This is a genomic window from Sphingopyxis sp. (assembly GCF_035250425.1).
Classification (GTDB): Bacteria; Pseudomonadota; Alphaproteobacteria; order Sphingomonadales; family Sphingomonadaceae; genus Sphingopyxis.
This window is the reverse complement of the sequence record NZ_DATFFD010000097.1, coordinates 1-19,571: the sequence shown is the minus strand read 5'-3', so window position 1 is coordinate 19,571 and position 19,571 is coordinate 1. Positions and strand designations below refer to the sequence as shown.

Genomic DNA, 19,571 nt, shown 5'->3' with positions numbered 1-19,571 from the left:
TCCTTGAGCGTCGTCGTCCGCGCGATGGTCGTCATCTCGTTCACTTGAGCGCCTCCTCGATGGCGGCTTCGATTTCGGCGATGGTGAAGGGCTGGCCCGACACCTTGTTCACGGGCTTGGCGTCGACCAGATACTGGTCGCGCAGCACCGTCTTGAGCTGGCCGGTGTTCATCTCGGGCACAATCACGCGGTCATAGCTTTTCAGCAGCTCGCCGAGATTGGCGGGCAGCGGCCAGATGTGGCGGATATGGACGTGACTGACGTCGAGACCCTCGGCGCGCTTGCGGCGCACCGCCTGATGGATCGGCCCGAAGGTCGAGCCCCAACCGACGACCGCGAGCTTGCCGCCCTCGGCGCCGAGTTCGACGACCTGGTCGGGAACCTTGATGCCGTCGATCTTGTCCTTGCGGATGTCGGTCATCGCCTGATGGTTTTCGGGGGCATAGTTGATGTGCCCGGTGTCGAGTTCCTTCTCGATCCCGCCGATCCGGTGGAGTAGGCCCGGCGTGCCCGGCTTCACCCACGGACGCTTGAGCTTTTCGTCGCGGCCATAGGGCTTGAACCCGCCTTCGGGCACCTCGGTGAGGAATTCGACCGGGAACGCTTCATAGGTCGTGAGGTCGGGGACCGCCCACGGCTCGGCGGCGTTCGCGATATAGCCATCGGTCAGCAGCATCACCGGGGTCATATATTGCACCGCGATCCGCACCGCCTCGATCGCGCATTCGAACGCGTCGCCGGGCGAGCGCGCGGCGACGACAGGCATCGGCGCGTCCCCGTTGCGGCCGTAAACCGCCTGATACAGATCCGACTGCTCAGTCTTTGTCGGCAGGCCCGTCGAGGGGCCGCCGCGCTGCGAATTGACGATGACGAGCGGCAGCTCGGTCATGATCGCAAGCCCCATCGCCTCGCCCTTCAGCGCGATACCCGGTCCCGACGAACTAGTGACGCCGAGCGAACCGCCGTAGCTTGCGCCGATCGCCGAGCAGATGGCGGCGATTTCGTCCTCGGCCTGGAAGGTCGTGACGTCATATTCCTTGAGCCGCGACAGATGGTGCAGGATCGCCGATGCGGGCGTGATCGGATAGCCGCCGAAGAACATCGGCAGCTTCGCGAGCTGCGCCCCCGCCACAAGGCCGAGCGCAATGCCCTCTGCTCCGGTCAGCGTGCGGTAGAGACCAGGCGCGACCGGCGCAGGATCGACATGATGCTGCTTGAGCGGACCCGCGAGCTCGGCGGTCTCGCCATAGGCGTGGCCCGCATTGAGCGCCGCGACGTTGGCGGCGGCAAGATCGGGCGCCTTCGCGAATTTCGCGTTGAGCCAGTCGATCAGCGGCTGGCGGTCGCGGTCGAACATCCAGAGCGCGAGCCCCAGCGTCCACATATTCTTGCAGCGGAGTGCTTCCTTGTTGCCGAGGCCGAAGGGCTTCACGGCGTCCATGGTCAGCTGGCTGATATTGAGTTTGAGCAGCTGCCACTTGGCGAGGCTGCCGTCCTCGAGCGGGTTCGCGTCATATTTCGCCTTGGCGAGGTTGCGGTCGTTGAACTCGCCTTCGTCGGCGATGATCAGCCCGCCCTGCTTGAGCGCGGGCACATTGGTCTTGAGCGCCGCGGGGTTCATCGCGACGAGCACGTCGGGCGCGTCGCCCGCGGTGTCGATCGCCGACGATCCGAAATTGATCTGGAAGGCCGAGACACCGAACAATGTGCCCTGCGGCGCGCGGATTTCAGCGGGGAAATCGGGAAAGGTCGCGAAATCGTTGCCCGCGAGCGCGGAGGACAAGGTGAACTGACCGCCGGTCAATTGCATCCCGTCGCCGCTGTCCCCGGCGAATCGTACCACTACCGCATCCGAAAGGGGGGACTGCCGTTTGTCGGCCTGGTCCACTACCGCTGTCGCCATTTTCTCTTCTGCCTCAAATCTTGCGAACCTGTGACATCGGCCTAGGCCCGTGTGCGCCAAGCCGCAATTGAGAAAAAATTGTACACCGCAAAGCGTGAAGCACAGGTGAGTTTCATTTCGGGATTGAATTTGCCCCGCCGATACCGAATAGCGTGGTGAAAACAGCGATCAGGGAGAGACGCAGATGACCGACGGCACCACCCCCTACACACGCCCCGATGTGGCGGCTTTCCTCGCCTTCCTGAACGCACAGGAAGGCCCGAAGATGGAAGAGATGCCGCCCGAAGGCGCGCGCGCGATGTTCCGCGTGATGGGACAGCTTGCCGATGTGCCGCGCGGCGAGATCGCCAAGGTCGAGGATCGCACCATCCCGGGTCCCGCGGGCGAGATCGCCATCCGCATCTACGACAACCGCCCCGACCGCGAAACCGGGCCGGTGCTGGTCTTTTATCACGGCGGGGGCTGGGTGATTGGCGATCTCGACACGCATGACGCCTATTGCGCCGAGGCGGCACGGCTGCTCGACATGCCCGTGATCGCGGTTGATTATCGCCTCGCGCCCGAACACCCCTTCCCCGCCGCACCGATCGATTGTGAGGCCGCGACGCGCTGGGTCGCCGACAATATCCCCTGCACCGGGCTTGTCCTGTCGGGCGAAAGCGCCGGGGGCAATTTGACGATCGCCACCGCGCTCAGCTTGCGCGACAAGCCGGCGTCGAAACCGGTGATCGCGATCCACCCCATCTATCCCGCCGTGACAACGCACGACGATTGGCAGAGCTATCGCGATTTCGGCGAAGGCCATTTGCTGACGCAGGGCAGCATGACATGGTTCGGCAATCACTACGCCGCCGACCCCGCCGACTATCGCGCCTCGCCGCTCGATTTTCCGGCCGCGGGCCTGCCGCCGACGCTGCTCATCACTGCCGGGCTCGACCCGCTGCGCGACCAGGGCCGCGCCTATGCGGCCAAGCTGATCGAGGCCGGGGTGCCGACCACATACCGCGAGGCGGCGGGCACGATTCACGGCTATATCAACCTGGCGCAGGGCATTCCGAGCGCCAAGGAAGATATCCGCGGGGCATTGACCGTATTGAAAGCGATCGTCGCCGAAGCTACCGGGGCGGCATGATCGATCACAGCACCCTCCCCTATCGCCCTTGCGCGGGCGTGATGCTCGCCAACCGCGACGGCCGTATCTTCGTCGGCCAGCGGCTCGATACGTCGAGCGAGGCGTGGCAGATGCCGCAGGGCGGAATCGACGACGGCGAGGATGCCGAGGAAGCGGCGATCCGCGAACTCGGTGAGGAAACCGGCATCCATGGCGGGCTGGTCGAGATTATCGCGCGCAGCCGCGAGGAATATTTCTATGACCTACCCGACCATCTGATCGGCAAGATGTGGGGCGGCAAATATCGCGGCCAGCGCCAGCATTGGTTCCTGATGCGCTTCATGGGTGAGGACAGCGACGTCAACATCCATACCAAGCATCAGGAATTTCGCGCGTGGAAATGGGCCGAGCTGGCCGAGATCGAGAAATTGATCGTGCCGTTCAAGCGCGTCCTTTACCGCGGGCTGGTCGAGGAATTCGGTCCGCTCGTCTGATCGCGGAGCGCCAGCGCGGTCCGGAAGACATCGGCGAACATCTCCGCCGTCAGCCGCCCGGTGTTCGTGTTATAGCGCGAGCAGTGGTAGCTATCGACGAGATGCAGCCCGCCGGGCAGCGCGTGTACTGCGCCATGCGCGAAGGGATAGGCAGCGAGGCGCACAGCCGCCGCCCTTAGCGTGGCGTCATGGGCGATCCGCCCGAGCACGATGATCACGCGGACTTTCGGTAACGCTGCCAGCTGCGTTTCGAAAAACGGGCGACAGTTCGCGATTTCGGCGGGCGTGGGCTTATTCTGGGGCGGCAGGCATTTGACGCTGTTGACGATAATCGCGCCGTCGAGCGTCAGCCCATCGTCGATCCGTGCATCATAGCGGCCCTTGCTGAGACCGAATTCGGCGAGCGTCGCAAACAGCAAGTCGCCAGCATAGTCGCCCGTGAAAGGCCGCCCCGTCCTGTTCGCGCCATGTTTGCCCGGCGCCAGCCCGGCAAAGGCCAGCCACGCATCGGGATCGCCGAACGCATGGACCGGCGCATTCCACCAGTCGGGGTGCTCGGCCTGGCATTCGCGACGAAACGCGACGAGCCGCGGGCAGCGCGGGCAATCACGCGGCGGCTCGGTTCCGGGCAATGGGCTGTCAATTTCCACGCATCTGCGATAGGCGCGGGGTCATGAGCAATGCAATGCCGCTCCCCCTCTATGCCATCGGGCTCGGATCGAATAGGCGCCATGCGCGGTTCGGCGACCCGCGCGCGGTGCTGCTCGCCGCGCTGGCGGCGCTGGAGAGCGCCGATGTCGAGGCGGTCGACGCCAGCCCGATCATCGCGAGCGATCCCCTCGGTCCGTCGCGCCGCCGCTACGCCAACGCCGTCGCGCTCGTCGCCTCGCCGCTCAGCCCGCCCGAAATGCTCGCACGGCTGCAAGCGATCGAGGCGAGCTTCGGCCGCCGCACCGGCCAGCGCTGGAGCGCGCGAACGCTCGACCTCGATATCCTGCTCTGGTCGGGCGGCGCGTGGTCCGACGCTGCGCTGACGATCCCGCACCCGGCGATCGAACAGCGTGCGTTCGTGCTCGGCCCGCTGCGTGCGATTGTCCCCGAATGGCAGCATCCCTTGCACGGTCGCAGCATCCGCCAACTCGCCGCGCGACTTGCGCGTCCGAAGCCGGTTGACCGGGGCGCATCGGCGCACTAGGGCGACGGCTCACTTCGCGCACGGCCTTTGCCGGCGCCGCGATGGGCCCTTAGCTCAGTCGGTAGAGCAACTGACTTTTAATCAGTAGGTCGCTGGTTCGAACCCAGCAGGGCTCACCATCATTCCATCGATATAGTGGCAGTCCGTTGCCGACGTGGCACGCAAAAGGCCGGCCTTCGGGTTGCTTTGCCCGAACGCCGGCCTTTCGACTATCCGCCCGGCCAAGCCGGGCGAACGCTCACCATTTATAACGCAGCGACCCCACGACTGTCCGCGAGGCGCCGAAATAGCAGCTGTTCGAGAAGAAGCAGGACGAGACATGCTGCTTGTCGAACAGATTCTGTGCGTTCACCGCGACGCTGAGGCCGTCCAGCGCCGGGCTGGCATGGCCAAGGTCGTATGCGAGCATCGCGTCGAACAGGGTGAAGCTCTTCGTCTTGAACAGTTCGAAGGTCGTCACGCTGTTCACGATCTTGTAGCTCGTCGAGCCGAGCGATCCGTCGACATAGCGGAAGCCCGCACCGAAGCTCAGGCCGCCAAGCGGACCCTCACCCGCCCCGCCGCGGCCGAAATCGTACGAGAGGAACCCCGACGCCTGCCACTCCGGCACGCCGAGCGGGACGGTTCCCGTGGTCGAAGGCGTGCCGGTGCTGCCCAGCCGGGTGAGCGTCGGCGCCGACGCGGGAACGGCGGGCGCCCCCTGCGTGATCAACGCATCGGTGTAGGTGCCGGCAAAGATGATATCGAGCCCAGGGCGGAGTTCGCCGCGCGCTTCGAGTTCAACGCCGCGGACGCGCGTTTCGCCGATCTGGATCTGCGAGTTTGTCGGACGATCGCCGGTGCCCGCCAGCGGATCGCCGACGGGGACATTCTGCCGCTTCAGCTCATAGGCCGATAAGGTGATGAGCGCATTCAGGCCGCGCGGCTGATATTTGAGCCCCGCTTCATACATATTGCCGGTGGTCGGCGAAAAGGGGTTGCCGAGATAGTCGGCGCCCGCCTGCGGCTCGAAGGATTCGGTGTAGCTCACATAGGGCGAGAGGCCGAACGCGAACTCGTAGAGCGCGCCGAAACGCATCGTGAAGGCGCTTTGCGAGAGCGGCGTCAGCACGCGGTTCTTCTTGTTGAGCGTGCGCTGGTCGTACGAGTCCCACCGGCCGCTCGCGATCAAATGGAGCCCGCCGATTTTCACCTGGTCCTGGATATAGAGGCCCGTCTGGTCACGGGTGGTATAGCTGTTGGTGTAGGCGGGCGAGAGCAGCTTCAGGTCGAGGCTGGGAATGCCGACGCCATACACGGGCGCGTAGAGGTTGAGGTTCGGGATGCTCGTCAACGGGTTGGCGGTCTGCCCGGTGTTGAATTGCTGGAAATTCTCACCCGTGATCCGCAGATAATCGAGGCCGACCAATATGTCGTGCTCGATCCCCGCGGTTTCGAACTTCGCGTTGAAGCTGCTGTCCATCGTCAGCGTGTCGAAATCCTCGTCGGCACCGCCGCCGCCGCGGATGATCGTGCTGTAATCGGTGTTGATATTGAGCCCGGTGCCGGTCGTCGCAAAGCCGCCGACATAAAGCTGGCGGTAGCTCAGCTTGTTGTTCTGGAACCGGACGTTCGACCGGAACGCCAGATGTTCATTGAACTCGCGCCGGAACAAGAGCGCGACCGACTTCTGCTTGTGGTCATAGACCTCATAGGCCGGATCGCCGGTGTTGAGATGATATTCGATCGGGCCGTTGGGGTTGGGCAGCACGCTGCCATAAGCCGGCACCCCCGAATAGCCGCCGCCCGACGGCGCATGCTGATAGGATGCGATCAGCGTGATATTGGTCTGGTCGTCGGGCGCGAAGGCGATCATAGGGCTGATGTGATAGCGCTCGCTTGTCGTGCGCTTGGTGAAGCCATCGGCCTTCTGCCACCCGCCGACAAGACGCACGCGCCACTTGCCCTCGGCGTCGAGCGGCTGGTTGATGTCGCCGACGAAGCGCAGACTGTCGTAATTGCCGACCTGCGCCTCGAAACGACCGAACGCTTCGGCTTCGGGCTTCTTGCTCGACAGGTTGATGAGGCCGCCCGGGGTGCCATTGCCATAGAGGACCGAGGCCGGCCCCTTCATGATGTCGATCTGCTCGATGCGGTTGAAATCGGTCTGCGGGGTCGAATAGGGGCCTGCGATAAGCCGCATGCCGTCGAGGAAGAAGCCGGGCGAAAAGCCGCGCAGATACATCTGGTCGTAACGCGATACCGTGCCGCCGCGCTGGTTTGCCGCGACGCCGGCGACATAGCCGACCGCCTGATTGAGCGAGATCGCATTGCGGCGCTCGAGCTCTTCGCTATCGATGACCGTGATCGTCTGCGCCGTTTCGATCAGCGGGGTTCCCGTCTTGGTCGCCGACGAGACGCTGGCTTCGCGGAGGCCGGTTACGACGATCGTCTCACCCGCCCCGCCGCTCTCGGCCGCGTCTTCGACGGCCAAAGCGGGCTGCGCGCCCACAAGCATCGCCGCGGCGAGTACGGTACGCGACAGATTCGACCGCATTACGGCGCGCGAATTCGGCTTCATGACAACCCCTTATTGCTATTGCTACAGATTCGCAGTTGCAGCTAGTCGCATAATCTGTTTAGGGCAAGCCGAAGTCGGACGATTGACGATGAAGGGGAAAATGGCGGGCTCATCTATCGCGAACGGCCGAATGGCTGCGCGGGCATTCACCGCGATCGTCGGCGGCTATGCCGCCGCGGCGGGCTTCGTCTCGTTCCTCGCGCGGATCGCACCGGTCGACCGCGCCGAGGCGACGATATGGGCGATGACGCTGTCGTTCCTCGTCTATGCCTGCCTGATCCTATGGGCTTTTCATGAAACCAGGCTTGCCCGCGTCACGGGGGTTATTTGGGGTCTCGCGTTCGGGTCGGCGGGATGCTTGTGGCTGCTGGGACCGGCGCTATGAGCAAAGCGGCATCGAACGCGGCGACGGGCGTTCGCCAGTCGATGGCATGGATCCACGGCTGGCTCGGGCTGCTCGCGGGGTGGATCCTGTTCGCCATGTTCCTCACCGGCACCGCGAGCTATTTTCGGCCCGAAATCACGCGCTGGATGCAGCCCGAAATCGACCTGCGCCCGGTCACGGCCGCGACCGCCGCAGACACCGCGGTCGCGCATCTGCAGAAGGTCGCGCCGACCGCCGAGCAATGGTTCATCACCCTGCCCGACGCGCGCACGACCGCGACACGCATCTTCATTCGCGAGCGTCCTAACCCCGATCCGAATGCGAAGCCGGCGCCGCGCCGCGACGAACTGCGGCTCGACCCGGCGACGGGCGAAGAGGTGACGGCGCGCGACACGCGCGGCGGCGAGCATTTCTATCGCTTTCACTTCCAGCTCCAGATTCCGCATCCGTGGGGGCGCTGGCTCGCCGGGCTCTGCGCGATGGCGATGCTGACGGCGATCATCTCGGGCGTCATTACCCACAAGCGCATCTTCGTCGATTTCTTCACGTTGCGGTGGAGCAAGGGGCAACGCAGCTGGCTCGATGCGCATAATGTATCGGCGGTGATCGCCCTGCCCTTCCACGCGATGATCACCTACACCGGGCTCATCACGCTGGTCGCGATGTATATGCCGTGGCCGATTCAAGCCAATTACAAAGATCCGGCGACCTTCGAGACCGTCGTCTTCGGCGCCGAGCCCGACGCCGAGGCATCGGGTCGCCCTGCCGCACTGACGCCCGTCGCGCCGCTTATCGCCAAGGCATCCGAAGAATGGGGCGGCGGCCGGCCCGCGACGATGGTTGTCCGCAATCCGAATGACGAGGCGGCTACCATCGCCCTGTTCCAGAGCGCGAAGGATCGGCTCAATGCGCGCGCCGGATCGATCGTCTTCTCCGGCGTCGACGGGCGGCGGCTATCGGCATCCCCCCCTCCCGGCCCGGCTGCCGAGACGAGCGGGGTCATGCTCGGCCTGCACATGGGCAGTTTTGCCGGTCCGGTGCTGCGCTGGACCTATTTCCTGCTCGGCCTCGCGGGTACGGCGATGGTCGGCACGGGGCTCATGCTGTGGACGGTGAAGCGCAAGCGTCCGGGCGCCGCGCCCTTCTTCGGAATAAGGTTGGCCGAACGGCTGAACGTCGGCGCCATTGCCTGTCTTCCCGCGGGCATGGCGGCATTCCTCCTCGCCAACCGCCTGCTGCCGACGACGCTGCCGGCGCGCGGGGACATCGAGGTGAGCATCATGTTCTGGGTCTGGTTCGGGCTCGCGGCGCTCGCCTGTGTACGGCCGATCCGCCGCGCCTGGACCGAAACGCTTGCGATTGCGGCAGTCGCATTCCTTGCGCTGCCACTGGTCAACACGCTCACGACCGATCGGGGGTTTGTCCGGTCTTTCGCGAACGGCGACTGGCCGTTCGTCGCGTTCGATCTCGCCATGCTTGCAACGGGCGCATTGCTCGGCTTTGCCGCCTGGCTGACAACGCAAGAATCGTCGCGCCCGGCACGGAAATCCCGCGCGGCGCCGCGCCCCACCAGTGCCTTGCGCGAGGCCATCGATGCACATTGAGCCGGCCCTTCTCTCTTACGCGTCTCTGGCGTGCCTTGCGCTCTGCACCCATCGGTTGCGCCGCGACGCCGCGTTCGAGCGTCTGCCGACGGTCGCCACCTTACGCGCCTTCGCCGCGGTGCTGCTCATTCTCGCCGCGTGGCGCGCGGTCCATGACTTCGGTCCCTATCAGGGGCCCGTCGCCTTCATCGGCATGGTCTCGATCGCCGGACTGCCCCTCGTGCTGCTGCTTTCACGCTGGCCGAGAGGCGCATTGGTCACGGGGCTCGGCGCCTCCGCGGTCGCATTTGGTACGTTGATACCCGCATTGGTGAAATAGGGGTCGGCTGACGCTTACCAGCGCAGGAAGCGCGGCAGGATCAGCCGCCCCGCGATCGCCGAGAGCGGCACCGCCGACGCATGCCAGAGCGTGATGTGGACAAGGTCGTCGCTCGAGCACAGCATCGCGACGATCGTCGCCCCCGCCGCGCCCGCCGCTACCCCGATCACCCAGCCCGCGCGCGTCGGCGAGGTTGGCGCGCCCGCCCTGAGCCAAAGGAACAGCGCTGTCCCGACGCCCAGTCCCGAAACCACGCCCTGAAGCAGACAGTGGACGTCGAAACCACGCCGCGCGGCTTCGGCGGGCTCATGCACATCGCCGAAAAACACGAACAGCGCCGCGAGCGGCAGCGCCAGCAACGCCCCGACCGCCCAACGCCAGCCGCCATAGTCGCGCCCGACGCCCGGCAGCCCCATGCGTAGCGCGCTCCACGCCGCGGCGACACCCGCAGCGGCGAGCAGCCAGAAGGCGAGCATCGAAAGCGGCGGCATCGCGCCGGCGGCAAGATCGTTCCGCGCGCCGAACAGCGCGATCAGCACAGCGCCGACACCGAGCCATCCGGCCACAGCCCACAGCGACCCGCGCACGACGCGCCGTGGCCGCACGGGTTTCAGGTCGCTTGCCAAGCCGTCGATCAGATCGTCGATCGATACGTCCGTCATCTCACTCACTCTCAATCAGTTCGGCGAGCTTCTTGAGCCCGCGATGGATATTCACTTTGACGAGCGATTCGCTCTGGCCGCTGACTTGCGACGCCTCGGCGATCGATGCGCCTTCGATCTTGACCAATGTAATTGCCTGCGCCTGCCCCGGCGGGAGCAACGTCAGCAGATGATCGATGCTGAGCTTTGCGTGTACCGCCTCGTCCTCGGCGCCGATCGCGGCATCATTGTCGCCCAGTTCGGCCTCGTCGCGCTGGCGGCGCAGCATGTCGATCCAGCGATAGCGCGCGATCGCCGCAAGCCATGGCAGGAACGCGCGCCCGCTGTCCCATGTCGCAAGCTTGCGGTGCATCGACACCAGCGTCTCCTGCACCAGGTCATCGATATGGTGCGGCGCGATCCGCCGCGCGAAATAGCGCGTGAGCCATTTGCGGCAATCGCCGAGCAACACGCGATAAGCGCCGCGGTCCCCCCGCTGCGATGCCGCCATCAGGCGCGCCAGCGAAGGTTCGTCGATGCTCATCTCGCGCGCACTCTAGCAACAAGCGCATCGATCGAGAACAGCCCGCCACCGCGCACGATCAGGATCGCCGCCATCGCCGCCCACAATGAATGCACCGGCCACCAGGCGTCGGGAAAGACGAAGATCTGGATGACGAGCGTCATCACGAGCAGCGCGCCCGCCGAGAAGCGCGTTGCGATGCCAAAAAGGAGCAGCACGGGAAAGAAATGTTCGGCGAAGGTGGTCAGCGGCACCGCATGGGCGGGGTCGAGCGGCAGGCCCGAAAATTCGCTGCGGAACAGGTCATATTGCGAGGGGTCGATCTGCAGGAAACTGCCCTCGACCACCTTTGTCTGCCCCGAACGCCAGAACACGCCCGCGAGCGCGAGACGCAGCAGGAACAGGGCGACGCCTTCGACGAGGCGCGATCCGGCGATCGCGACGCCGCGATCGTAAAATCCGACAATCCGGTTCATCTCTCAAACCTTTTCAAAAGCCCCTGCACCGATCAGCCCTGCAATCGCGGCACCGCCGTCAGGATGCTTTTCGGCCAGATGCGCGATGAGGTTACCTAGCGGGCAAATTTCATGAGCGATGGCGATCGCGGTGGCGTCGGCGGCCTCGACCGCGAACAACCGAACCTCGGCATCGGGGCGCGCTATGAGCAGCGCCGAAGCGCCCGGCGCCAAGGCCGGATCGACGAGCGGCGCAGCATCGCTCGTCAGCATCACGATGCGCGCCGCCGGATGGCAGCGGACCGCAAAGCCGAGCAGGTCGGCCTCGCCCAGCCCAGCCAGATCGGCGAGCACCAGCGCGGGCGCTTCGGCGGCATGATAGCTTTCGACCCACGCGCATTCGACGCGCGCCAGATCGGCGGCGAGCGGATCGACGAGCCATGCGGGAAAGTCGGCACCAATGTCGGCCAGCGAGCGCCCCTGCACACCGCCTGCCTCGACAAACGCGTGCGACAGACGGTTGAATTCACCCTCACCCAGAAAGGCGCGGGTACGCGGAAAACTGTCCTCCAGCGCCACCAATCGCGCGTGCGAGATGGTGTTGGCATGAACCCGCAGCCCGCGCAGCACCGTGGCATCGGTCCCGTCGAACAGGCCTGCGGGCAAATGGCCGGGGCCATGCAACAAGGTCGCGGCGATCGCCGCCTGCTCAAGCACCGACAGGCTCCCGCAGCAGGACATCCGCCTTGGCGGCTTCCGCCATCAACATCGCATAATCGGGGACATCGGTGTCCCATTCGACCAGTACCGGCTTTGGCCCCGCGCGATCGAGGAAGGACGCCAGCAAGTCCCAGCAGCTCGCCCGCACCGGCGATCCATGATCGTCGATCGCGATTCGGCCGCCCATGTCGTCGTCTTTCACCGCATGTCCTGCGACATGCACTTCGCCGACAAGGCGCGAATCGAAGGCGGCGAGCCATGGCGCCGCGTCTTGCCCGAGGTTGAACGCCGAAACCTCGACATTGTTGATGTCGAGCAGCAGGCCGCACCCGCTGCGGCGGCAGAGTTCGTGGAGGAAATCGACCTCGCCCCAGTGGTCGCCGGCATAGGCGAGATAGCGCGATGGGTTCTCGATCAACATCGTGCGGCGCAGCCGATCCTGCACGCGCCCGACCTCGGCCACGAAATGGTCGAGCGCGGCGTGGCTGTAAGGAATCGGCAAGAGGTCGGGGAATTTGTCGTCGGGCCCATTGCTCCAGCTCAGATGGTCCGAAACCATCGCAGGCATATAACGGTCGCACAGCGCCGCCAGCGCCTCGAGTTCGTCGCGGTCGGCGCCCGCCGCCGATCCCATCGACAGCCCGACCGAATGAAAGCTCAGCGGCAGATGTTCCGCAATCGCGGTCAACCAGCGATGCGGCGGCCCGCCCGCGCCGAAGTAATTCTGGGGGTGGACTTCGGCCCAGGCGGGCGCCGTCCCCTGCTCCGCCGCCGCCAGCGCATCGGCATAGTGCTGGGGCTTGAGCCCGATGCCGGCGTGCGCCGGCAGCGACGAAAACAGGGGAATGGCCATGATCGGTCAGCCCTTCTTGGCGACCGGCTTCGCATTGCCCTTGTGCGCGGTGAGCGTGCCGCCCATTTTCGCGCAGCTGCCGGCGGGGACATGCTTCCAGGCGTTACCCTGATAATCGACAGTCGAGGTGCCGGCACAGCTGGTGCCCGGACCCGCGGCGCAATCATTCTTGCCCTTCAGCGAGACGCCATAGCATTTTTCTTTTGCGCCTTCGGCGGCCACGGCAGCGCCGCTTATCGCGGTGCCCGCGGCCATGGCGAGGACAGCCGAAGCGGCGAGCGACAGTTTCAGTGCATTTGTCATGAGTTTATCTCCCTTGAAATGGATGATGCGGAGGATGGCATCATCACGAGTTCGCGGGGGGCGGTGCGAAAGTTACGCCGAGACGGAAGACAAGGATTTGGCAGGATCGGCCGGATAGAATAGGGCCGCCAATGAGAAGCACCGCACGACTGGAGACTGGCAAGGCATGAATATTCTACTGACGGGCGGTGCGGGTTATATCGGCAGCCACGTCGCAGCACCGCTCGTAGCAGCGGGCCATCATGTGGTGTGCTTCGACAATCTGTCGAACAGCGACCCATCGGTCATGGAACGGCTTGAAGCGATCACGGGCCACGCGGTTCCGCTCGTCACCGGCGACATCCGCGACGGCGACGCGCTGCGACGGGTCATGACCGACCATGCTATCGAGGCGGTGATCCATTTCGCCGGACTCAAGGCCGTTGGGGAATCGGTCGCCGAGCCGATGAAATATTACGACAACAACGTCCGCGGAACGCTGTCGCTGCTCGAGGCGATGGCCGATTGCGGCGCCAAGACGCTCGTCTTCTCATCGAGCGCCACCGTGTACGGCCAGCCGCAATATCTGCCGCTCGATGAGAATCACCCGACCTCGGCGACCAATCCTTATGGCCGCACCAAGCTGATGATCGAGGAGATGCTCGCCGACGTCGCCGCCGCCGATCCCGAATGGCGCATTGCGATCCTGCGTTACTTCAACCCGGTCGGCGCGCACGACAGCGGGCTGATCGGCGAGAATCCGAACGGCATTCCCAATAATCTGATGCCCTTCGTCAGCCGCGTCGCCGCCGGGCGGCTGAACGAGCTGTCTGTATTCGGCAATGATTATGACACGCCCGACGGCACCGGGGTGCGCGACTATATCCATGTCGTCGATCTCGCCGACGGCCATGTCGCCGCGCTTGGCGCAATCGCCCAGACCGACCAGCCGCTGTCGATTTGGAACCTCGGCACCGGCCAAGGCTATTCGGTGCTCGACATGGTCGAGGCGTTCGAGCGCGTGAACGGGGTACGCATCCCTTACCGGATCGCGCCGCGCCGCGACGGCGATGTCGCGAGCTGTTTTGCCAGCCCCGAACGCGCCGCGCGCGAACTCGGCTGGACGGCGAACCGCGACCTCGACGCGATGTGTTCGTCGAGCTGGAATTTCGAACGCACCCTCGCCGGGCGCAACGCCGACTAGCCGAGCCAGCCCGCGGTCTGCACCAGCACCCACAGGCCGATCACGAGGAACAGGCCCGCAGCGACCATACGAACCTTCGCGAGATCGACGCGCTTGAGCAGTTCATGGCCGAGGAAGATCGCTGGCACGTTCGCGATCATCATGCCGAGCGTGGTGCCCGCGGTAACCAGAAGCACGTTGTGATATTGCGCGCCGAGCGCGATCGTCGCGACCTGCGTCTTGTCGCCCATTTCGACAAGGAAGAAGGCGACGAGCGTCGTCAGTAACGCCCCGAACCGCGACTTCGGCGCGTCATCGTCGTCGAACTTGTCGGGGATCAGCGTCCACGCCGCCATCGCGATAAACGAAAGCCCGATTGCATAACGGAAGACCGGGCTGTCGAGGAACGCGGCCGCCGACGCGCCAAGCAGCGCCGCCAGCGCATGGTTCGCGAGTGTCGCGAACAAAATGCCAAGGATGATCGGCACCGGGCGGTTGAACCGCGTCGCGAGCAGGATCGCGAGTAGCTGCGTCTTGTCGCCGATTTCGGCGAGCGCGACGACGGCGGTCGAGGTGAACAGGGCTTCCATGGGGTACTCCGGGGCCGAGCGGCTTCGCGATTCCAAGTGACATCAAACCCGCCGCCCGGCCCGGACGAAGGTCGATGCCATTGGTCTCGCCCAAGCGGTCTCCCGCTTCCATCGCACCACGACCTCTCGGCCGAGTATGTTGACACGGTGGCCCGCCCCAAAGGACGGCTGGCTACTCCCCAGATGACGGAGGCGCGTTAGACGGCTTGGCTGCGGGTTGCAAGCCTTCCGAAGCGGCGGCGGCGTCCGACTTGGCGATGTCGGCGTCCATCGCCTTCGCGCGCGCCTCGATCTCCTTCGCGGCCTTGTCGTAGCGTTCCTCGAAACGCGGCTCGTCCTTGCACGCCGCGAGCAACAGCAACGGGAAGAGCAGGACGGCGGCGCGCATCAATAATCCTTGCGATAACGGATACTGAGGTTCGATCCGCCCGATCCGCCCGCCTGGCTGAGCAGCGACAGCGCCCGTGTCAGGCTGATTTCGAGCTGGGTCGCGGTATAGCCGCGCGCGTCGGTGATCACCTCCAGATAGATATCCTTGGTGATATATTGCCCGGCGGCGAGCGCCGCGCCGCGCCCGACCGTGTCGTCGGGTCCGAGCACGCGCAGCCGGTCGATGCCCGTCGCCGACTGGAGCGCGCCAAGCGGGCTCAGCCCCCCGCCCCCGCTGCTCAGCGTGTTGAGCGAGGAAGCGAGTTGAACCGCCTGCAGCGGCGACAGCGTCGTGATCGAATCGCCGAACAGGATGCGCGAGACGATCTCGTCCTGCGGCAGGCCGGGAACGCTCGAGAAGGCGACCTGCGGGTTGCTTGCGCGCCCGGTCACGCTGACAGTCACCGTCACCGTTTCGATCGTGTCGTCGGCGATCAGGCGAATCGCGGGATCGAACGCATCGCCGGTCGGGAAGGTCACCCTGCCTTCCTGAAGCTCGAAGGAGCGGCCGGCGAAGCCGAGCGTCCCGCGCACCAGCTCGATCTCACCGGTCACCTGCGGCGCCTCCGTGGTTCCGCGCAGCACAATGTCGGCGCTCCATTCGGATTCAAGCCCCATGCCGCTGACATAGATTTCGTCGGGTGCCTTCAGCGCGATGTCGAGGCGAATGAGGTCGAACAGGCTGCCGCCAACCGCCGCGAGCCCATCGCCGCTAATCCGCCGACGCCCTGCTGGAGGTTTGCGGCGCACGCCCGTCAGCACGGGCACCTGCGCCGCGCCTTCGCGCACAATGCGATAGCGCGTTTCGGGAAGGCGCAGGCTGCCCGATAAGAGCGCGGTTTGCCCCGCGACCTTTTCGAGCGTCAGATTGCCTGTCGCGCGCGCGGCGATATTCTCGCTTCGGGCGAGGCGTGCATTGTCGAGCGTCGCCGAGATGTTCATCGGATAGCCGTCGGCCGAAGCGAGGCTGATAAAGCCCTTCGCCTGGACGGTGCCCTCGCCGGCAGTAGCGGTGAGTTGCTCGATTTCCAGCCGGTTGCCGGTGAAGCGGCCGTTCACGACCATATTGGTCAACCGCGTGCCATAGGTCTGGTTTTCATAGACCATGTCCTTGCCGCGAACGACGCCCTGCAAGCACGGATCGGACACGCTGCAGCTGAAATCGGCGGCGACCGCAATCGGACCCGACACATGCTGCGTCGCAGGGCCGAAGAAGGAATAGAGCGTGTCGGCGGGACCATTGTAGCGGATGCCGCCACCGAGCGGCGCCGCCATCAGTCGCTCGGTCCAGCCGCCCACGCCGGGGCCGAGCGGGCGGAGCGACGCCTGCAGGCGCCCGATGACGCTGCCGCGCTTGCGCATCACCGCGCGCGCCTCGCCGCCATCGGCGAGCAGCTTGCCGGCGAAATTGACGTCGACCGGCTGGCTGACCGAAGCCGCGGTGGTGCGGGTGAAGTCGGTGATCGTTAGCCGCGCGTCGGCGCGCGGGAAGCTGTCCGAATTCGCCTGCTCGAAATCGAGGCTGCCCGTCGCGCGGCCGCCAAGCCCCATGTCGGGATAGACGGCGTTGAGGATCGCCATGTTGACGCGTTCGAGCCGGCTCTGGATCATGATCCCGTCGCCGAAGCGGCCCGCGATCCGCGCGCGGCTGCCGCGGCCGAGTGTGATATTCGTCGGCAACAATTCATAACCGTCGGCGCCGGGGATGATGCGCGCGGGCGTCGTCGTGCGGAAGTTGATCCCGGTCGCGCGCCCCTGCACCGCCGCGCGCCAGAGTTTGGGCTGGAGATCGGCGTTGGCGGCGATGCGAAACGGCACGCCGCTGGTGCCCTCGACGAGCGCCTGCGCCTTGCCGCTGCCGTCGCGATAGTCGATCTTCACGCGCCCGACCGCGATGTCATAGTCGCGAATCTGCGTGTCGGCGATCTGGATGTCGGCGACGATATGCGGCGTGTCGTAGAGCGTCACATCGGCATCGACGATTGCCGAGCCGACCGCGAGTTTCGCTGCGCCGGGGAGCACGACATCATTGGCGCGGACGTTGATCGCCGCCGCCTGATATTGCCCGGCAGCGGTCAGGCGGACGAGGCCGCCAAGCCCTTGTCCCGACGCGTTGAGCTGGCCGACAAAGGGTCCCGCGTCGCTCTTCACGAGCCGTCCGTTGAAGCCGATCCCCGACAGGTCGCCGCGCTCGACATCGATCGTGAGCGGTCCCGACGCGGTCAGCAGCACGACGTCGGCCGATAGCGGGCCGTAATCGGTGTCGCCGGTCGCCGCGAGGCGATAGCCGTTTTTCGCGCCGTTGATCTTTGCCACCAGATTGGCGAGCCCGATGCCGAGTCCCGGCCGCGCGGCGGTTACGACGGCGCGCGGGTCGCTGATCGTCCCCGCAAGCTGAACCCCGACGGGACCATAGTCGGTCGAGTTCGCCCGCGCCGTCAGCCGGATCTGGCCGTTGGGCGCATAGCTCCCCTGCCCCTCCGTGATCCGCAGCCGCGGCGCCGACATTCTGAGGTTGGCGAAGCGGATCATGCCGTCGGTGCCATAGCGAACATCGCTCGACGCCGTCGCGTTGCCGCCAAGAAAATCGCGTACGCCCGAATTGAACAGCTTGGTCGAGCGCGCGCGGACGCGGCCGACGATCTCGAACCCGCCGCGCGGCGCGGTCTTCAGGTCGGCGTCGGTGTCGATGTCGAAGATGCCGACGCTCTCGATGCGGTAATCGTTGATCCGCCCGTCGATCGCGCCGGTGTAAAAGCCCTTGTTCAGATCGGCGATGATGATCGCCTTCGCATCGATACGCGGCGAGCGCAGGCGCAGATTGTCGCTGAGGATGCGGCCATTGCTGTAAGCGAGATCGCCGTCGAGCCGCACCTGTACCAGCGTTCCGCCCGCGACGGTATCGAGCCCGCGAATGCGCGCGGCGCGGCCCGCAACCGGGATAACGATCTGGTCGGCGTCGACGCGCGCCTTGCCCGCGAGGCTGATCCTCTCGACGATGATGTCGTTGAACGCGAGGCTGTTGGCATCGGCGCGATAATCGACGGTCGGCAGCGCGAAGGCGCCGTCGAGCGTTGCGGTGGCGCGCAGCCCGTTGGCGCGGACAGCAGGCGCGATCGCGCTCGGGCGGAGGATATTGGCCGCGAGTTGCAGCCCCTCGTAGCGATTGGTGCCAAGGTCGATGCCGCCGCTGATCCCGAGCCGGGCGGCATCGGAAGACAGCCGCCCGTCGATCGCGGCCTTGCGCTCCTGAAGCCGTGCTGTCAGGTCGATCGCGGTTTCGGTGCCCAATATCTCCGCCATCGGCCCGGTCAGCAATCGTGAAGCCTGTGCCGTCCCCTTTGCCGAGAAAGTGCCATCGCGCCCGGTCAACGCGACGCGCGCGAGCGGCGCCGCGCCGAGGTTTGCTGTCAGATTGCCGTTCCAGGCCTTCCAGTCGCCGCGCCCGTCGAGCTTGGCGGTCAGCGTTTCCTTGAAGCCGCCCATTGCCGCGAGCACGCCGCCCTGCGGCGCGGTGAGGTCCAGCTTGACCGCGAGTCGGTTTTGCTCTGGCACCGCGTCAAGAATCAGTTTCAGCGCATCGCCCTGCCCCCGGCCGCCCGCGATCGTTTCGGCATCCGCGGTGACCTGTGCGCGGCGATCGGCGATGGCGATCTTACCATTGAGCTTCGCGACCTGGCGCTCGCCCGCCACCGATGGTTCGAAGACGAAACGATCGACGCGCACCAGCCCGACGTCAATGTCGAGATCGGGGAGCAGCGGCTCGCCGGTGTCGGGAACCGGCTTGAATTCGGGCAGCTTGCGCATCGTCATCGTCGAGGCGGTCGCCGAACGGACATCGACGTGGTTTGCGAGATAGCGAATCGGCCGCCAGTCGACCCGGACCTCGGGCGACGCGAGGAACACGCCCTTCGGGTCGGACAAGGTAAAGTCGCGGATAATCATCCGGCCATAGAGCGAGCCGTCGAGCCGGCCGATGCCGATTTTCATCCCGTTTTCGAATTCATATTTCTCGATCTGGGTGACGACGAAGCGCCGTCCGGCGTCGCTGTTGAGCCCGACAAGGAACAGCGCAAACAGCAGCACAAGCCCGAGCAGAGTCAGCCCGACCCAACGCAATATCGTAAGCGGCCACGAGCGCGAGGCTTTCGCCGGCGCAGTTCCTTCGTCGGCGAAGGGTGTGTCGTCGGCCATCAGAAGGCCTGCCCGATCGAGACATAGACGCTGACGCGCGCCTCACCCGGCTTGCGCCCGATCGGGGTCGCGATGTCGAAACGCATCGGACCGAAGTTGGTATAATAGCGCGCGCCGATGCCCGCGCCGA

The 19,571-nt window shown here is 65.6% G+C and carries 20 protein-coding genes, 1 tRNA gene and 1 riboswitch; of the genes, 8 read left to right on the top strand and 13 right to left on the bottom strand.

Features of this window, described 5'->3' with window-relative positions:
- Window positions 1–40: 40 nt before the first annotated feature.
- Window positions 41–1,903, bottom strand: coding sequence for a 2-oxoacid:acceptor oxidoreductase subunit alpha (locus VJ811_RS05910; RefSeq protein WP_324071341.1), 1,863 nt, complete (start codon window positions 1,901–1,903; stop codon window positions 41–43).
- 184 nt (window positions 1,904–2,087) lie between these two features.
- Here VJ811_RS05910 and VJ811_RS05905 point away from each other — a divergent pair, with 184 nt between their 5' ends.
- Complete coding sequence (locus VJ811_RS05905) at window positions 2,088–3,035, top strand: alpha/beta hydrolase (protein WP_324071340.1); 948 nt, start codon at window positions 2,088–2,090, stop codon at window positions 3,033–3,035.
- Window positions 3,032–3,508, top strand: coding sequence for an RNA pyrophosphohydrolase (locus VJ811_RS05900; protein WP_324071339.1), 477 nt, complete (start codon window positions 3,032–3,034; stop codon window positions 3,506–3,508). The genes VJ811_RS05905 and VJ811_RS05900 overlap by 4 nt, the downstream gene beginning before the upstream one ends.
- Here VJ811_RS05900 and VJ811_RS05895 read toward each other — a convergent pair.
- Window positions 3,469–4,158, bottom strand: a complete 690-nt coding sequence (locus VJ811_RS05895) for a uracil-DNA glycosylase (RefSeq protein ID WP_324071338.1) — start codon at window positions 4,156–4,158, stop codon at window positions 3,469–3,471. The genes VJ811_RS05900 and VJ811_RS05895 overlap by 40 nt on opposite strands.
- A gap of 23 nt (window positions 4,159–4,181) precedes the next feature.
- Here VJ811_RS05895 and folK point away from each other — a divergent pair, with 23 nt between their 5' ends.
- Together folK and VJ811_RS05885 are read left to right on the top strand one after the other, a co-directional pair.
- Window positions 4,182–4,703, top strand: a complete 522-nt coding sequence (gene folK / locus VJ811_RS05890; protein ID WP_324071337.1) for a 2-amino-4-hydroxy-6-hydroxymethyldihydropteridine diphosphokinase — start codon at window positions 4,182–4,184, stop codon at window positions 4,701–4,703.
- Window positions 4,704–4,746: 43 nt separating this feature from the next.
- Window positions 4,747–4,822, top strand: a tRNA-Lys gene (locus VJ811_RS05885).
- A 119-nt stretch (window positions 4,823–4,941) separates the two neighbouring features.
- On the opposite strand, the gene VJ811_RS05880 is transcribed toward VJ811_RS05885, so the two are convergent.
- Window positions 4,942–7,263, bottom strand: coding sequence for a TonB-dependent siderophore receptor (locus tag VJ811_RS05880; RefSeq protein ID WP_324071336.1), 2,322 nt, complete (start codon window positions 7,261–7,263; stop codon window positions 4,942–4,944).
- Between the two features lie 130 nt (window positions 7,264–7,393).
- On the opposite strand from VJ811_RS05880, the gene VJ811_RS05875 reads away from it, so the two are divergent.
- The 3 genes from VJ811_RS05875 to VJ811_RS05865 are packed head-to-tail and all read left to right on the top strand — an operon-like array spanning window position 7,394 to window position 9,571.
- Window positions 7,394–7,648, top strand: a complete 255-nt coding sequence (locus VJ811_RS05875) for a hypothetical protein (protein ID WP_324071335.1) — start codon at window positions 7,394–7,396, stop codon at window positions 7,646–7,648.
- Complete coding sequence (locus tag VJ811_RS05870; RefSeq protein WP_324071334.1) at window positions 7,645–9,252, top strand: PepSY-associated TM helix domain-containing protein; 1,608 nt, start codon at window positions 7,645–7,647, stop codon at window positions 9,250–9,252. Before VJ811_RS05875 ends, VJ811_RS05870 begins: the two co-directional genes overlap by 4 nt.
- The gene (locus VJ811_RS05865) at window positions 9,242–9,571 is read left to right on the top strand and encodes a DUF3325 family protein (RefSeq protein WP_324071333.1); all 330 of its coding nucleotides are present in this window, start codon (window positions 9,242–9,244) and stop codon (window positions 9,569–9,571) included. The genes VJ811_RS05870 and VJ811_RS05865 overlap by 11 nt, the downstream gene beginning before the upstream one ends.
- 14 nt (window positions 9,572–9,585) lie before the next feature.
- On the opposite strand, the gene VJ811_RS05860 is transcribed toward VJ811_RS05865, so the two are convergent.
- Genes VJ811_RS05860 through VJ811_RS05835 form a run of 6 tightly spaced genes read right to left on the bottom strand, consistent with a single transcriptional unit; the run spans window position 9,586 to window position 13,066 of the window.
- Window positions 9,586–10,233, bottom strand: a complete 648-nt coding sequence (locus VJ811_RS05860; protein WP_324071343.1) for a DUF1109 domain-containing protein — start codon at window positions 10,231–10,233, stop codon at window positions 9,586–9,588.
- 1 nt (window position 10,234) lies between these two features.
- Complete coding sequence (locus VJ811_RS05855; RefSeq protein WP_324071332.1) at window positions 10,235–10,756, bottom strand: sigma-70 family RNA polymerase sigma factor; 522 nt, start codon at window positions 10,754–10,756, stop codon at window positions 10,235–10,237.
- Window positions 10,753–11,211 carry a DoxX family protein gene (locus tag VJ811_RS05850; protein ID WP_324071331.1) on the bottom strand — a complete coding sequence of 153 codons (459 nt, stop codon included), beginning with the start codon at window positions 11,209–11,211 and terminating at the stop codon, window positions 10,753–10,755. Before VJ811_RS05850 ends, VJ811_RS05855 begins: the two co-directional genes overlap by 4 nt.
- 3 nt (window positions 11,212–11,214) lie before the next feature.
- Window positions 11,215–11,907, bottom strand: coding sequence for a DNA-binding domain-containing protein (locus tag VJ811_RS05845; RefSeq protein ID WP_324071330.1), 693 nt, complete (start codon window positions 11,905–11,907; stop codon window positions 11,215–11,217).
- Window positions 11,900–12,763, bottom strand: coding sequence for a DUF692 domain-containing protein (locus VJ811_RS05840; protein ID WP_324071329.1), 864 nt, complete (start codon window positions 12,761–12,763; stop codon window positions 11,900–11,902). The genes VJ811_RS05845 and VJ811_RS05840 overlap by 8 nt, the downstream gene beginning before the upstream one ends.
- Before the next feature lie 6 nt (window positions 12,764–12,769).
- Window positions 12,770–13,066, bottom strand: coding sequence for a DUF2282 domain-containing protein (locus VJ811_RS05835; RefSeq protein ID WP_324071328.1), 297 nt, complete (start codon window positions 13,064–13,066; stop codon window positions 12,770–12,772).
- 166 nt (window positions 13,067–13,232) lie between these two features.
- On the opposite strand from VJ811_RS05835, the gene galE reads away from it, so the two are divergent.
- Window positions 13,233–14,249 (top strand): UDP-glucose 4-epimerase GalE, encoded by a 1,017-nt coding sequence (gene galE, locus VJ811_RS05830; protein ID WP_324071327.1) that lies wholly within the window; start codon window positions 13,233–13,235, stop codon window positions 14,247–14,249.
- Here the strand turns inward: galE and VJ811_RS05825 are convergent.
- The 4 genes from VJ811_RS05825 to VJ811_RS05810 all read right to left on the bottom strand — a co-directional run.
- Window positions 14,246–14,818, bottom strand: coding sequence for a TMEM165/GDT1 family protein (locus VJ811_RS05825; protein WP_324071326.1), 573 nt, complete (start codon window positions 14,816–14,818; stop codon window positions 14,246–14,248). The genes galE and VJ811_RS05825 overlap by 4 nt on opposite strands.
- Window positions 14,819–14,834: 16 nt before the next feature.
- Window positions 14,835–15,012: riboswitch (yybP-ykoY riboswitch) on the bottom strand.
- Window positions 14,991–15,206, bottom strand: a complete 216-nt coding sequence (locus VJ811_RS05820; RefSeq protein WP_324071325.1) for a hypothetical protein — start codon at window positions 15,204–15,206, stop codon at window positions 14,991–14,993. Its footprint overlaps the riboswitch before it by 22 nt.
- Window positions 15,206–19,441 carry a translocation/assembly module TamB domain-containing protein gene (locus tag VJ811_RS05815; RefSeq protein WP_324071324.1) on the bottom strand — a complete coding sequence of 1,412 codons (4,236 nt, stop codon included), beginning with the start codon at window positions 19,439–19,441 and terminating at the stop codon, window positions 15,206–15,208. The genes VJ811_RS05820 and VJ811_RS05815 overlap by 1 nt, the downstream gene beginning before the upstream one ends.
- Window positions 19,441–19,571 (bottom strand): BamA/TamA family outer membrane protein (locus VJ811_RS05810; protein WP_324071342.1); only part of this gene is annotated, 131 nt, incomplete at its 5' end. The genes VJ811_RS05810 and VJ811_RS05815, both read right to left, overlap by 1 nt.

Excerpts from the sequence above, each read along its gene's own strand:
- VJ811_RS05910 (WP_324071341.1), bottom strand. The coding sequence starts at position 1,903 with ATGGCGACAGCGGTAGTGGACCAGGCCGACAAACGGCAGTCCCCCCTT.
- VJ811_RS05905 (WP_324071340.1), top strand. The coding sequence starts at position 2,088 with ATGACCGACGGCACCACCCCCTACACACGCCCCGATGTGGCGGCTTTC.
- VJ811_RS05900 (WP_324071339.1), top strand. The coding sequence starts at position 3,032 with ATGATCGATCACAGCACCCTCCCCTATCGCCCTTGCGCGGGCGTGATG.
- folK (WP_324071337.1), top strand. The coding sequence starts at position 4,182 with ATGAGCAATGCAATGCCGCTCCCCCTCTATGCCATCGGGCTCGGATCG.
- VJ811_RS05880 (WP_324071336.1), bottom strand. The coding sequence starts at position 7,263 with ATGAAGCCGAATTCGCGCGCCGTAATGCGGTCGAATCTGTCGCGTACC.
- VJ811_RS05875 (WP_324071335.1), top strand. The coding sequence starts at position 7,394 with ATGGCTGCGCGGGCATTCACCGCGATCGTCGGCGGCTATGCCGCCGCG.
- VJ811_RS05870 (WP_324071334.1), top strand. The coding sequence starts at position 7,645 with ATGAGCAAAGCGGCATCGAACGCGGCGACGGGCGTTCGCCAGTCGATG.
- VJ811_RS05865 (WP_324071333.1), top strand. The coding sequence starts at position 9,242 with ATGCACATTGAGCCGGCCCTTCTCTCTTACGCGTCTCTGGCGTGCCTT.
- VJ811_RS05860 (WP_324071343.1), bottom strand. The coding sequence starts at position 10,233 with ATGACGGACGTATCGATCGACGATCTGATCGACGGCTTGGCAAGCGAC.
- VJ811_RS05855 (WP_324071332.1), bottom strand. The coding sequence starts at position 10,756 with ATGAGCATCGACGAACCTTCGCTGGCGCGCCTGATGGCGGCATCGCAG.
- VJ811_RS05850 (WP_324071331.1), bottom strand. The coding sequence starts at position 11,211 with ATGAACCGGATTGTCGGATTTTACGATCGCGGCGTCGCGATCGCCGGA.
- VJ811_RS05840 (WP_324071329.1), bottom strand. The coding sequence starts at position 12,763 with ATGGCCATTCCCCTGTTTTCGTCGCTGCCGGCGCACGCCGGCATCGGG.
- VJ811_RS05835 (WP_324071328.1), bottom strand. The coding sequence starts at position 13,066 with ATGACAAATGCACTGAAACTGTCGCTCGCCGCTTCGGCTGTCCTCGCC.
- galE (WP_324071327.1), top strand. The coding sequence starts at position 13,233 with ATGAATATTCTACTGACGGGCGGTGCGGGTTATATCGGCAGCCACGTC.
- VJ811_RS05825 (WP_324071326.1), bottom strand. The coding sequence starts at position 14,818 with ATGGAAGCCCTGTTCACCTCGACCGCCGTCGTCGCGCTCGCCGAAATC.
- VJ811_RS05820 (WP_324071325.1), bottom strand. The coding sequence starts at position 15,206 with ATGCGCGCCGCCGTCCTGCTCTTCCCGTTGCTGTTGCTCGCGGCGTGC.
- VJ811_RS05815 (WP_324071324.1), bottom strand. The coding sequence starts at position 19,441 with ATGGCCGACGACACACCCTTCGCCGACGAAGGAACTGCGCCGGCGAAA.